12 protein-coding genes are annotated in these 12,793 nt (G+C 56.5%); 1 reads left to right on the forward strand and 11 read right to left on the reverse strand.

The genetic code is table 11. The features are described from left to right. Positions 1 to 14 precede the first annotated feature (14 nt). The 3 genes from ATW55_RS11815 to ATW55_RS11825 form a co-directional block, all read right to left on the reverse strand. The gene (locus ATW55_RS11815; protein ID WP_067717795.1) at positions 15 to 416 is read right to left on the reverse strand and encodes a PIN domain-containing protein; all 402 of its coding nucleotides are present in this window, start codon (positions 414 to 416) and stop codon (positions 15 to 17) included. Then, positions 413 to 700, reverse strand: a complete 288-nt coding sequence (locus tag ATW55_RS11820; protein ID WP_079291391.1) for an AbrB/MazE/SpoVT family DNA-binding domain-containing protein — start codon at positions 698 to 700, stop codon at positions 413 to 415. The genes ATW55_RS11815 and ATW55_RS11820 overlap by 4 nt, the downstream gene beginning before the upstream one ends. 134 nt (positions 701 to 834) lie before the next feature. Next, positions 835 to 1,926 carry a nitric oxide synthase oxygenase gene (locus ATW55_RS11825; protein WP_272867085.1) on the reverse strand — a complete coding sequence of 364 codons (1,092 nt, stop codon included), beginning with the start codon at positions 1,924 to 1,926 and terminating at the stop codon, positions 835 to 837. A gap of 59 nt (positions 1,927 to 1,985) precedes the next feature. Between ATW55_RS11825 and ATW55_RS11830 the strand changes: the two genes are divergently transcribed. Beyond that, positions 1,986 to 2,414 (forward strand): hypothetical protein, encoded by a 429-nt coding sequence (locus ATW55_RS11830; protein ID WP_067717806.1) that lies wholly within the window; start codon positions 1,986 to 1,988, stop codon positions 2,412 to 2,414. A 168-nt stretch (positions 2,415 to 2,582) separates the two neighbouring features. Here the strand turns inward: ATW55_RS11830 and ATW55_RS11835 are convergent, their stop codons facing one another. The 8 genes from ATW55_RS11835 to ATW55_RS11870 form a co-directional block, all read right to left on the reverse strand. Then, positions 2,583 to 3,647, reverse strand: a complete 1,065-nt coding sequence (locus ATW55_RS11835; protein ID WP_067717811.1) for a permease — start codon at positions 3,645 to 3,647, stop codon at positions 2,583 to 2,585. A gap of 379 nt (positions 3,648 to 4,026) precedes the next feature. Next, a complete protein-coding gene (locus ATW55_RS11840) occupies positions 4,027 to 4,263 on the reverse strand; it encodes a hypothetical protein (protein ID WP_067717815.1) in 237 nt (78 codons plus the stop codon). After that, positions 4,241 to 6,421, reverse strand: coding sequence for a hypothetical protein (locus ATW55_RS11845; protein ID WP_153005146.1), 2,181 nt, complete (start codon positions 6,419 to 6,421; stop codon positions 4,241 to 4,243). Before ATW55_RS11845 ends, ATW55_RS11840 begins: the two co-directional genes overlap by 23 nt. Next, positions 6,334 to 6,786 (reverse strand): S-layer homology domain-containing protein, encoded by a 453-nt coding sequence (locus ATW55_RS11850; protein ID WP_067717823.1) that lies wholly within the window; start codon positions 6,784 to 6,786, stop codon positions 6,334 to 6,336. The genes ATW55_RS11845 and ATW55_RS11850 overlap by 88 nt, the downstream gene beginning before the upstream one ends. A 31-nt stretch (positions 6,787 to 6,817) precedes the next feature. Beyond that, positions 6,818 to 8,038, reverse strand: coding sequence for an ABC transporter permease (locus ATW55_RS11855; protein ID WP_067717826.1), 1,221 nt, complete (start codon positions 8,036 to 8,038; stop codon positions 6,818 to 6,820). A 14-nt stretch (positions 8,039 to 8,052) separates the two neighbouring features. Next, on the reverse strand, positions 8,053 to 8,745 hold the full coding sequence (locus ATW55_RS11860; RefSeq protein ID WP_067718069.1) for an ABC transporter ATP-binding protein: 693 nt from the start codon (positions 8,743 to 8,745) through the stop codon (positions 8,053 to 8,055). 4 nt (positions 8,746 to 8,749) lie between these two features. After that, a complete protein-coding gene (locus ATW55_RS11865; protein ID WP_082685810.1) occupies positions 8,750 to 10,969 on the reverse strand; it encodes an efflux RND transporter periplasmic adaptor subunit in 2,220 nt (739 codons plus the stop codon). Between the two features lie 244 nt (positions 10,970 to 11,213). After that, positions 11,214 to 12,707, reverse strand: coding sequence for a tetratricopeptide repeat-containing glycosyltransferase family 2 protein (locus tag ATW55_RS11870; RefSeq protein ID WP_067717834.1), 1,494 nt, complete (start codon positions 12,705 to 12,707; stop codon positions 11,214 to 11,216). Between the last annotated feature and the right edge of the window lie 86 nt (positions 12,708 to 12,793).

Raw genomic sequence — 12,793 nt, forward strand, 5'->3', positions numbered from 1 at the left:
CTAGCGCCAGTACATTAAAGTCCATAAACCGATACTCCTAATTTAGAGAAATCGCGATCAAAAGATGCAATAAACAAATCCTCTATCTTAGCCGCTGCAGCAAGGTACGCGTCCGCAAAGTCAACATTGTGTTTTGAAAAGAGCTCAAGGGCATCATTAATGCGCCTAGCATCATCCACGATAATCCCTTTTAATGTGATCATTTTACTAATAACCGAAGCAATATCACTCTTTGAGAATGCATACACTCTACCGCTCAGTACAAAACAACATTCTGCAATAATTACCGAATCAAGCAACAATTGAACCTCTCCAGATGCAGCTTTAGAAATTAAATCACGCGCTGCAGGGGACATCGTATCATGATCTTTGAGAATAAATCGCAGAATCACATTCGTATCGAGAAGTATTTTCATGAATCCAGCCCTGATTTTTTCTGGAATTGGCGAGCGGCCAATTCATCATGCGTTATACGCCTTGCCTCATCTAAAGGAATGTACGAAATTTTTTCTTGATGAAGAGATCCATACACCTCATCAACGGTCGGTATGCGCAGAGGACGAATAACAATCTCACCCTTTTCATTCACTTGAAACAAGACTTGATCTCCGACATTCGCACCCACAGCTTCCCGAATTTCACTAGGTATCGTAATTTGAAACTTAGAGGTGATTTTTCCAATCCGCACGGACATCACCATCACTCCTTCCGAACGAGATGACTCCTTACAGTATACAACTTTTCATCGCTTCGCGTGAAGATTCTTACCATGTTAGAAAGCCAATTCATCATGACCCTGTGTCATCAATTTTTCACGGCCTTTTGAATACAGCGTCAAAATGGGCTCTCTTGGCGAACGTAATTCGGCTTCACAACGGTATTGTCGTAATTTCGATGGAAAATGTGCGTTGCCGCCGGAGAAACCGGAGGAATCAGCCAGGTCCAGTCGCCCGTAAGCTCGCGTCCCTCATCCATTTCGATCTGCTCAAATCGTTCAAACTGCTTTGCGGCCGTATGATGATCAACAATCGTCACGCCGCTCTCCTTAAAGGACTGCAGGACAGCAATGTTCAACTCGATGAGCGCCTTGTCCTTCCATAGAGAGGCGTCCGATTTTGTGTCAAGCCCCATGAGCGCCGCCACCTTCGGCAACCTATCGTAGCGCGTCACATCTGCAAAGTTACGAGCACCGATCTCCGTCTCCATGTACCAGCCATTAAATGGAGCCGCTGGGTAGCGCGTTCCCCCGATCTCTAAAGCCATGTCAGAAATCATGGGAACCGCGTACCACTTCAGTCCCAACGCTTCAAATTGAGGGAAATCTGAATGACGGATCTCAACTTCCAACACCATATCCTCAGGAATGGGAAACCACACGGGTTGTTCCCCATTGATTTGAACCACGAGGGGCAGAACATCAAACGGCGTCCGCTTGCCTCGCCATCCCAACGCTTCACAGACACGCGTAAACACAACGGAATGTGGATCACCAAGAATTCCACGCTCGGTCTCATAGCCTGCGTAACGGACAAGTTGGTGGTTCCAAATCCGCACACTTGGATGAAACACGGTAATTGTAGGACGTATCTTTCCTGCGTTTGTGGCAAACTCAATATGACGGTAAAGAGCCTGCACCACCTCGTCAGGTGTTCCCAGATGCCTCTCATCAAAAACGTTCAGTGACTTCCAAAACAGCCGCCCAATACAGCGATTGCTATTTCTCCACGCCATGCGCGCTCCGTGTTCCAGCTCTTCGTATGTAGGCGCGTACGTTGCTCTTTGCAGCCATTCCTCTTCAAATGCAGCTAACCTGCCGTCGGTTTCTTCAACACGCTTCCCAAGTTCGTTGAAGCACTCTAAAATAAATGCTCGTGCTTCGTCGTACAATCCCATGATAAATGCCCCTTCATTGGATGATTCCGCCATCGCGTCCCACCCGATCAGTGTACTCTATTTATAGGAATGGAGATGAAGGAGTGGTGCTGATGTTTGAATTAGCGGCCAAGGCATCCGATGTTCGACAGAACTTTTCTGAATATGTCGATACCGTCGTACATGATCAGCCTGTTTTTGTCGCGCGAAATCGTCACTTATTCGCGTGGTTCAACCCGGAACAACTGGCAACGTTGCTGGATGCAGTTACGTTTCATGCAGAACTGGAAAGAGATGAGAACGGGGAATACATTGCTATTTTCAATGCGATTGATGACATCGTGGTACGTGGAGAAACCCGCGAAGCGGCTCTACGGAATCTGGCTCAACTCATGCGAGAATACGCCGAGGAATATCTTACGACCAGCTTTAAGCTGTTTTTCAATGCACCGAACAGGCGCGGTCACTTCCCCTATGTTCTCAAAATCGCATTGCAAGCCAGTCTCGATGATATTGTCGGATTACTCCATGCCGGGGACTAAGGAGCATCGACGTTTTTGCCAGAACGATGGTCAACGCGTCAAGCCTGGCCCGACGCGCTGAGATATATTTTTTCTTCTATCTGACCTGCCCAAACCTGCTTTCCGACAAATATCCAATGCATTTTAGAGTGACTCGCTCGGGACGCGAGCGCTACCGTCACTCGGATTTCATAACAAAAGTCCTACAAATCCTGCGAGGATACCCGTTATAAATGTGGCGATTCCCGTAAAGACTAACGCCTTTTTGGAAAAATGTCTCCAAACCATCGCCATTGAAGGTGCACTAACTGCAGGAAGTGTAAGTAAAAGCGCCCATGCCGGACCTATACCGAGACCATAGTGCATCATGGTCTGAATAATCGGCACCTCGCCAGCCGTCGGAATCACAAAGAATGTTCCTGCAAGCGCCAATCCAAGGATCCACATGACCCCATCCGCATGCGTAAAATCAATCGCTGGAAACAACCAACTGCGCAGCGCCCCAACGAGCAGAACAAGCAATACATAAACTGGAAGTACCGTCAAAGAGATTCGGCCAAGTTGAGTGATAAACCGCAACCAAACAGGGCGCTGATCATGCTCTAACGCTTTTTCAACCGCCCGCTTTGCGCCACTTGGCGTTTCGCGATCCTCAAAGAACTGATTGACGATAAATCCGACGCTAAACACAAGAAGGAGCCCAAAGAGAATTCGAATGAGTGCAAAATTCCAGCCCAACACGAATCCTGCAAAAATGATGGTGGCGGGATTGAGCACAGGATTGGCCAGCCAAAATGCCAGAGCTGAACCCGTTGCCACATCCTGTTTACGAAGACCGACAACAATGGGTGCGCTGCAACACGTACACATCATGCCAGGTACTGCCAAGGCGCTTGCCGCGAGTACAGACGTCGGTTTGCGATGACCAAGAAGCTTTAAAATCCAATGCTTTGGGATTAAAACTTGGACGGCCGCCCCGACGACCACACCGAGAATAACGGCCTGCCAGACTGCTCCAAAGTATGCGACTGCGTAATGCCAAGCTGCCGTAAAGCCAACTGCTGGGGCAATATCCCCTTTACCGCTCACGATCGAACTGCCAATGGAATGCTTGGCTGCCGCGAGAAACGCCTTATGATAATAGGGATTCCATTTTACATACCACTCACCAAAAAGCAGAATCAACATAAAAAGAGAGATCCGCCACACCCATCGACGTTTATCTTGGCGTAGTGAATTAGCCAATTCCGACATATTACATCTCCTCAGATTCAAAATAGAAAATAAGACAGTACGATCATAGTTCATTATAAATTTTTATTCAACATCATGAAAAATAGTTATATCGCGTTCAAATTTTATCTGGAACCGGATGTAGCAAAACGTAGATAACCGCGCTGCATCACACTCTTCGATTACGGATGACATTCAAACGCAAAAAACCTCAGCGCGGCAAGTCAGGCTAGACGCGCTGAGACACGTTTTTCACATCCATCCGGACCGATTCAAACCTGCTTTCCGACAAACACCAGATTCATCTCGGTGTGACTAGCCCCAAAATTCTCACTCGTATCATCCGCAACGCTTGCCCGTATCACTCCCAACCCGCAGCCACACACCTGCGCGGCGTCTCTCATGGCGCGCCGACGGTGATCGTTTCCGTGATGCGCGGCTGCGTCGGGTTAGCGAGGTCAATAAACGTAAGCGTCGCCGTCCCCGGCCCCACCGCCGTGATCGTCGGCAGCGCGAACGCGGTGTTGCCGAGAAACTGGACAGGCAGCGAGCCCATCTGCGTCCACATCGTCGACGGCGTCACCGCGAGCACCGCCGGGTTTGACGTCACGATCTCAAGCGGATCGTGATTGAGCACCGCGCTCCCCGCACTGTTGAGCGGCACCGCGTAGAGCGTCGCGCCGCCGGACGAGCCGCCAACCGAGCTTCCCGCCGCGCCGCCAAGCATATCCCGCAAGCGTCTGCCCCAAGGGCATCGCCGCCGTCGGCCACACCATCCCGTTTAACGCGTACGGCGAACTCGACAGCGCGAGCCCCGTCGTGTAATAAAGCGTTGACCCGACCGTCGCCGTCACCTCCGACACACTCGTCTGCCCCGGCAAGCCCGCCACGAGCTGGAATTCTCCGCCCTTTCCTTGCGGCACCGTCACACTCACAGACGCCACACCCTGCGCGTTCGTGGTCACCGCAAGCGGCGCCGCCTGCGACCACGCGCTCGACCCGTTGACCGTGACGTCCGCCGAGTTGCCGCGCGGCGCAAAATAGAAGTCGATCGTCTGGCCCGCCGCCTGCACCGGGTTGCCGTTTGGATCTTCCAGTTGCGCAGTGTACGTCACCGTTTGCCCCTCCTCGACGCTTGACGACGCGCCGTTCAGATCGCTAGGCGTATCGCCCGTCAACATCGCGTATACCCCGACGCCCGACGAATACGCATAGCCGACGGTCTTCTCCGTTCCCGTCAGCGCGTCATGCAGGGTAATCTGGGGGCTGACCGCGCCCGCCCCCGTCGTGACGACCGCGAACTGGGCAAGCCCGGTACTCGCTGAGATCGCCGTCTGCAACTGGCTGGCACTCAGCGCCGGACCCGTCGGCTGACCGTTTGCCACCGCGTAATAGGCGAGCGTCCCACCCACCGTCGACGCGTTGTCAGTCAGCGTCAGCGGGTCACTCGTCGCCGGAATCACCGCATGCCCCGCCGCGTCACTGAGCGACACCGTGTAAAGCGTAAACGGCGAGCCCTGCGGCAGCGCCGGCTCCTGCGCGGCGCCCATGGCGTTCACCGTACTCGGCGTGCTGCTTACGACAAGCGCAGTCGGGGCGCCTGTCGCCACCGCGGAAATCGTCGTCGACGCGACAACCGCGCCCGACAGACTGGCGTCAAGCGTAATCGCCCCCGACTGACCGGGCAGAGACCACACGGGAATCTGCGTCGGCACACCCGGCACCACATACGCGGAAAACGTCTGCAAAAGCGAGCCGCCCGCCTGAAACGACGCGGGGCCGCTCAGCGTAAACTGCGCAAGCACCGGGAGTCCCGCGACCGACGTGCCAAGCCCCCCCACCGTGGCGGAGACCGCGTCCTCTGTCGCCTGATTGTCACTGACCGTCGCCGTCGTCGGGCTCAGCGTCAGGGCGTTTGCCGACGGCCACGTGTAGCTGATCGTGGTTGACGGATCGACAAATGTGCTGGCGAGCGCCGTCCCAGAGAGAGCGACATTCGAGAGCGACACCGTGTCGCTCACTCCGCCTGTCGTCCCCGCCTTGACCGCAAACGTCGCTACGCCGTTTACAAAGTGGATCGAAGAAATCGGTGCGCCTGTGGTCGGATCAACGTAGGAACCGTACTGGAGTGCGCTGAGGCTCGCCGTCCCCGACGCGTTGCTGACCGTCTGCCCCGTACTGTCAACGATCGTCGCCGTCATCGTGTCAAGCGCCTGGCCGTTTGCGGTCAGTGTCGAACTGGATGATGACAAGTTGATCCCAGCCGGTTGCGCATACGCCGTGATGATCAGCGGCGCTACGCTCACGCCGTCTACCGTCGCCGTCACCGTGTAAGTCCCCGGCTGTGTGACGATTAGCGTCCCGGAGTACGTGTCAAGCACCGCGCCCGTTTGATTGTCGAGCGCATACGTAACGTTTGCGTTTGCCGGAATCGCCTGCGTCTGTCCGTTCGCGCTGCGCAGTGCAAGGGACAGCTGGACGACCGAGTTTGGCGAAACATTCGTCGCACTGGCCGTGAGCACAGGCGTCTCCCCGCTCGGAAGCAGCGTGCCGTTTGCGTAGCTGAGGATGTTTTCGAGGATCACCGCCGCGCCCGCGCGCGTGACACGCGTCCCGTGAACCGGGTTAAAGCCGCGAAAGATCCCGAGCTGTGTCGCGTAGGTGAGCGGCGTGACGCCCTTTGGCAGCGTGAGTTGCCCTGCCTTCTTTAGCGCCGCGACAAACAGTGACGCCACATCCCCGGTCGACGCGGCCTGATTGACGCCAAATCCCCACCCGCCTTTACGCCAAGCCAACTCGGTACGATCCAGCCCGCCTGGTACGCTGCGTTCACATACGCATACGCAAAACTCCCCGGCCGCACATCCCGATAGATCTCCTTCCCGCCGCCACTTGGCGACACCTGCGTCGTGGCCTGCAGCGCATTCATCATGTACGCAAGCCACTGTCCGCGCGTGATGAGCGTGTTCGGGCGAAACGTACCGTTCGCAAACCCGTGCAGCACGCCTGCCGCCGTGAGCGCTTCAATCTGCGCTGCCCCATACGACGTCGGCGCGAGATCCGCATACCCCGTTCCCGTCACCGACTGCGCAAACGCAGAAGGCGCAAGGTTCATCAGCACGAGTAAAGCCGCCCCCGCCATCGCCTTTTTCTTATTCACAACACGACCTCCCTTAAAGACTGGATGAACCCTATTCATAGCGCAGCGCTTCAATCGTGTTCAGGCGTGCCGCCTTGCGCGCAGGATAGACGCCAAAGATCGTCCCCACCGCGAGCGCAAACAGCACAGACACGAGAATTGATGTGAGCGAGACGAGCGAGCCTTGCTTCATGAGCACGCCGACGAGTTCAGCGCCGCCGCCGCCGATCAGCACCCCAAGCAATGCACCCGAGAGACTGAGCACGACGGATTCGACGAGAAACTGAAACAGGATGATCGAGCGGCGCGCGCCGATCGCCTTGCGAATGCCGATCTCGCGTGTGCGCTCCGTCACGGAGACGAGCATGATGTTCATGATGCCAATTCCCCCGACGATCAGCGAGATGCCCGCGACTCCGCTCAACACCTCGCTGATCAGCGTCGTGATCGAACTGAGCGCGCTCAAGGTGGTCGCCTGGTTGAAGATTTGGAAGTCACTCGCCTGTCCCGTTCCGAGATGATGCAAAAAGCGCAGCGTCGACGTGATCTCGCCCTGCGCCTGCATCATGACGCTTGGCGACTGTGCCGAAACGAGGATCGAGTTTACGTATGGACTTCCGGTAAACAGGTTCATCGCTGTTGTATACGGAATCTCTGCATAATCGTTCGGGTTTTGCACGCCGATCGTATTCTGCGCAGCAAGCACGCCGACGACTGTAAACGGAATCTGCTTGATGTCGATCACCGCGCCGACTGGCGAGGTGTTTGTCCCGGCAAACAGCGTCTGCGCAATGTCGCTTCCGAGTACGACGACATTTTCACTTCGCGCCACTTCCTGCGCGCTAAAAAACCGACCCGCGCTGACCGTCAAATTTTTGATCATCGGGTAGTCGCTGTTGACGCCCTGCACGGTCACCGAGTTGTTGTTCATTTGATAGACGACTTGTCCATTGCTCTGGATCATCGGCGAAGCGTACGCCACGTCCGGGTCGCTGGCTGCGATTGCCGCCGCATCCGTACCAAGCAGTGTCGGCTGCGAGCCAAACCCGGCGCCCACGCCGCCGACGCTTGCTGACCCGGAGTTGATCGTCAGCAGGTTCGTGCCAAGCGACTCAATCTGCGCAGTGATCCCGTGTGTCGCAACCGTTCCAACGGCCGAGAGCGCGATGACGGACGCTACCCCGATAATGATCCCGAGCATGGTGAGAATCGAGCGCATCTTGTTTGCAAAGATGCTGCGCATGGCGACGCGAAAGGTATCCCTGATCGGCATGTGTCTCTCTCCTCCTACAGCGCCTGCGTGTCCGATTCGATCGACCCGTCGCGAAAGCGAATGATCCGCTTGGCGCGCGCGCCAACGTCCGCTTCGTGTGTCACCATGCCGATTGTGTTGCCTTGCGCGTGAAGCTCCTCGAACAGTTGCAGGATCTCTTCGGTCGTCTGGCTGTCAAGCGCCCCGGTCGGTTCGTCCGCAAGGAGCAGCACGGGCTGATTGACCAAGGCTCGCGCAATGGAGACACGCTGCTGCTGTCCGCCAGACAGTTCATTTGGACGGTTGTGCATCCGCTCTTTTAGTCCGACGCGCTCCAGTGCATGGGCAGCACGCTCCTGGCGTTCTTTGCGGGGCACACCCGCGTACATCATCGGCAGTTCGACGTTTTCAAGCGCCGTTGTGCGCGCAAGGAGATTGAAATTCTGAAACACGAACCCAATCTTTTCGTTGCGCAGCCGCGCGAGCTGGTCATCTTCAAGCGTTGCCACATCCGCGCCGTCAAGGTGATAGGTTCCGCTGCTTGGCTTGTCAAGACAGCCGATCAGGCTCATCATCGTCGATTTCCCCGACCCAGACGGCCCCATGATCGCGACGAACTCGCCTTGCTCAATATTCATGGAAACACCCCGCAGCGCACGCACGAGTTGGCCGCCGATCAGATACTCGCGCGTCACGTCGCGCAGCGCGATAAGGCTGCTCTTGTTCATCGGTTTAGCCAAGAAGTTTTCGTCCACCGCCGCCAAAGCGACCGCCTCCTCCCCCGCCAAACCCGCCTGTGGTGCTGGTGCTGCTCGCATACGTGCCATTGGTGACGGGGGGAATGAGCAGGATTTGTTGCCCAACGGAGAGTCCGCTCACGATCTGCACGTTTGATGTGCCAAAAAGTCCCACGGTGACGGGCTGGAAGTAGACTTGTTTGCCAAACGGCGTCTTGCCGCCACCACCGCTGAAGCTGGCGATTCCGGTAAGGCCCGTGCCTGCGCTGCCGGATGAACCTGCGCTCGCGTTGCCGCCGCCAAAGCCTGAGCCTGAGCCTCCGAACCCTGAACTGCCGCCCTTGTGGTGGCGACCTTTGTGCCCGCTGAAACCGGATGCGCCACCCCCGCCTGCAGTCGCGCCGCCAAGGTTGGCGGAGCCCCCGTGGCTACTGCCCGCCTTGCGCTTTCCGATCACGTAGACACCCTCGGTCGTCCCGATCTGGGTGAGGGAACTCGCTGGGATGGTGATGACATTTCTTGCTGTCTTTGCGTTTATCGTCACGTTCATCGTCATGCCTGGACGCAAGAGACCTGATGAATTGTTGACGCTTGCGAGCACGGTGTACTCTGTGACGTTTGAAACGACTTGTGGCACGGGATATACCTGCGTGAGGTGTCCTGTAAAGGTTTGGCTCGGATAGGCAGTGGCTGTCGCAAAGAGCGTCTCGCCCGCTTTGAGTGACCCGATCTCCGACTCCGGCACCTGTAGGTTGATCTCTGCGTTTGGTCCAGATGTCTGATCAATCACGACCGTGGGCGACCCGGGGCTGACCTGCTCGCCGACGGCGCCGTTTACGGTGATTACCTGTCCTGAGACGGGCGCGGTCAGCACGGTATCCTGCTCTGAAACGCGCGCGGACTGCAGTTGTGCCTCGGCCGACTGGAGGCTTGCCTGTGCGGATTGGATCGTAGCGCGGTCTGTCTCAAGGACGGTTGGGTCGGTGGGAAGCTCTGTCTGTTGAAGCGTCGCCTTTGCGCTTTGCACGGCGATTTCATCCTGTGCCACCGTGTTTTGCGCGCTCTGCACGGCGGCTGCCTGCGATGTGCGGTCGTTGTAGATCGTCTGGGCGATGCGGAGGTTGGCCTTTGCGGCTGCGAGTTGGGCGAGTGCCTGGTTGTACGCATTCTGCGCGGATGTCACGCTGTTTTTGGCAAGCAGTGCGGCGTTTGTCGTCGCGCCAGGGGCCGCTTGCGCAAGGGCGTTCTCTGCGTTTAAGAGGGATGCCTCGTCACTCGTGACGGCTGACTGGTTTTGCGTGATGGCGCTCTGGCCGTTGTTGTAGCTCTGCTGCGCCTGGCGAACAGCCGCTTGGTCTGCGCTGATCTGTGCCGCGCTTGCGCCATTTTGCACATCCGTGCTGAGCGTCTGTTCGGCCGCCTGAAGCGCTTGTTGGAGGAGGTTTAGATTCGACTCTGCGAGAGCGAGTTGCGCGTTCGCCGTCGAAATCGCTTTTTCGGCGACGGTCACGTTGAATTGGAGCGCGGTGATCGACTCCGGCGTCGCGCCGTGCAGGGTCTCTTGCTCCATGAGCTTCGCGCGCTGGAGTGCCACCTGCGCGTTTTGCACCGCTGCTTGCTGTGTTGTCACTGCGTTTTGTGCGCTGATCACCTGCTGCTGTGAACTGGTGCGGTCATGGTACAGTGCGACTTGGGTGGCGTACTGCTGCTTTGCGCCAATCAGCGCGAGTTGCGCGCGCGTCACCGCTTGTTTGGCGAGGGCGAGCGCGGGTGCCGTCGGGCCTTCCATGTCTTTTTGCAGTTTGGCTTGCGCGGTCGTCAGGTTGGATTCTGCCTGGGTCACTGCCGCCTCTGCGCTGGCGAGTTGAACGCTTTGCGTCTGATTGCTGACGGCAGCAAGCGTCTGGCCCGCGCGCACCTGTTGGCCAACTTGGACAGGCAAGCTGGTCAGGGTACCGCCTGAACTTGGAAAACTCAGGCTGACGGTTGAAGGCGCCTGTACCGTGGCGCTCGCTCCTACCGTTTGCGTCACGGTGCCAAGCCCTACGGTATATCGATCAAACGCTGGAATGGCGACGGTGCGCGTAGCTGCGCGATGGATCGCAAATGCGGCACCGCCGAGGACAATGACCACAGCGACAGAGCTGTAGACCCACACTTTTCCCCTTTTACGCTTTAAGGGGATTTGAAATGATTTCTCTAAGACTGCACCCAAGCAGTGACCCTCCCCAAATGATCCTCATCCAGACACGTTCAGACACGTTTGTTCAGGCCGCCCGCTCTTGATGGAATAAGATGGAGTCTAGCGTTTAATGCTTGAAATCTGATTGAAATTGGAATGAAATCTCGGGAATGTGAAAAACCCCCTCCCATGTGACGGAAGGGGGTAATTTGATTTGCTTCAAGAGCGGGTGTCCAGACGTTTTGCGTAAAGATGTCCGCTGTGATGCACGTTTAGGTCAGTGATTTGTGCCTGGATTGCCAACCGGCTGCGCCTGGGACTGTGCGACGATGGCAGCCGCCTGCGCATCGATAAATTGGATCTGCCCGAGAATCGCCGGATTGCCTGGGCTTTGTTCGAGCGCCTGCAGATACAGTTGGCGGGCGCGCACCCAGTCACCCTGCACTTTGGCTACGTCAGCGAGTGACGCAAGTGCCTTCCACGTCGCGATCTGACTGTCGTAGGATACAATCCCGCGATACATCGGCGCGCGGTCACGGGAATTCGCAAAGTCCTGGAATGCGTCGCGAATCAGGCTAAGTCCATACCCCAGGCGCGCTTTGCCGAGGCCAAACCACGCAGTGGGGAAGTTGGGATCGGCCTGAATCGCGCGCTCTGACGCGACAATTGCCTCTTGGTGGCGGTTGAGCCTCATGAGCGCTTCAACGAGATATGCGCGAACCTCAGGGAGTCGCCCGTATTTTGGATTGGTCATCGCGATCGCCTCTGCGCGATAGAGCACGCGCACGGCCTCTTCGTACTGTTGTGTGAGATAGTATTCGCGCCCGAGAAAACCAAGCGATCCGATGTCGTTCGGGTCGTCCTCGACGGATTTTTTGAGCAGCGAGATGTTTCGTTCGAGCTTGCCCTTTGCCTGCATGATGGTCGGATCATAGCCGTCGTGGTTGACACGGATTCGCACGACAGGACGCGCGTAGAGTTCAGAGAAGAGTCCGCCGGAGGGTGGCCCGATCTGTTCGTGAATGCGTCCCCACCAGCGCAGGCCAAAGCGCGTTGGGAAGAAACGCGACATGTCGTAGTTTGGCTCCGGTTTTCCGTCGATCATATTGACCTGGATAATGCGCAGGACGGAGGGCGGATCAAGCTCTTGGTACAGGCCGCCCGCAATGCGCGGGACGTGTACATCTTCTGCATCAAAGATCTCGTCTGCGTCAACCCACAGCACCCAGTCTGCCTTGATGTGTTTTAACGCCTCGTTGCGCGCTGCACTAAAATCATCATTCCACGTAAACGGATAAACCTCTGCGCCGTGCTTTTTCGCAATCTCAACCGTCTTGTCCATGCTGCCTGTGTCGATCACCACGATCTGGTCGACGGCAGGTTTAAGCGCGTCGAGACACGCCGCAATGGTGCGCTCTTCATTTTTCGCGATGACTGCCGCCGCAATGCTTACCTTCGTCACGCTCAAGAGATCGTTCAGCCAGTCTGGCAGCTTTTTCGCCATTTTCTTTTCAACGCGCGCACGCACAGCAGGGAGCCACGCGGCCTGCGGGTCAAGCATCCACGCCCGCTCGTACACGGGCCACGCATACTGCCCCTGTCCCGTTTGCTCAAGGCACTCTGCGAGGAACACGTAAAATTGCGCCTGCCGCGGATGCTCACGCACCGCCTGTTTGCTCATGGTAAGTGCGTCCTGGAACTTGCGGGCTAGCAGTAGTTCGCGTGTTTTGTTCGTGTAGTCTTCAAGTGCATTTTCTGTATATGTACTCATTTTGCCTCCTAAAATGACTGTGTAGAGCTTCAAAAGTATTATACACGCAAAATAGAAAAGTACGCAGCAAAGGAAATCCTTTGCTG

This window comes from Ferroacidibacillus organovorans (genome assembly GCF_001516615.1).
Classification (GTDB): Bacteria; Bacillota; Bacilli; order Alicyclobacillales; family SLC66; genus Ferroacidibacillus; species Ferroacidibacillus ferrooxidans_B.

Excerpts from the sequence above, each read along its gene's own strand:
- ATW55_RS11855 (WP_067717826.1), bottom strand. The coding sequence starts at position 8,038 with ATGCCGATCAGGGATACCTTTCGCGTCGCCATGCGCAGCATCTTTGCA.
- ATW55_RS11820 (WP_079291391.1), bottom strand. The coding sequence starts at position 700 with ATGGTGATGTCCGTGCGGATTGGAAAAATCACCTCTAAGTTTCAAATT.
- ATW55_RS11860 (WP_067718069.1), bottom strand. The coding sequence starts at position 8,745 with ATGAACAAGAGCAGCCTTATCGCGCTGCGCGACGTGACGCGCGAGTAT.
- ATW55_RS11870 (WP_067717834.1), bottom strand. The coding sequence starts at position 12,707 with ATGAGTACATATACAGAAAATGCACTTGAAGACTACACGAACAAAACA.
- ATW55_RS11815 (WP_067717795.1), bottom strand. The coding sequence starts at position 416 with ATGAAAATACTTCTCGATACGAATGTGATTCTGCGATTTATTCTCAAA.
- ATW55_RS11830 (WP_067717806.1), top strand. The coding sequence starts at position 1,986 with ATGTTTGAATTAGCGGCCAAGGCATCCGATGTTCGACAGAACTTTTCT.
- ATW55_RS11825 (WP_272867085.1), bottom strand. The coding sequence starts at position 1,926 with ATGGCGGAATCATCCAATGAAGGGGCATTTATCATGGGATTGTACGAC.
- ATW55_RS11835 (WP_067717811.1), bottom strand. The coding sequence starts at position 3,647 with ATGTCGGAATTGGCTAATTCACTACGCCAAGATAAACGTCGATGGGTG.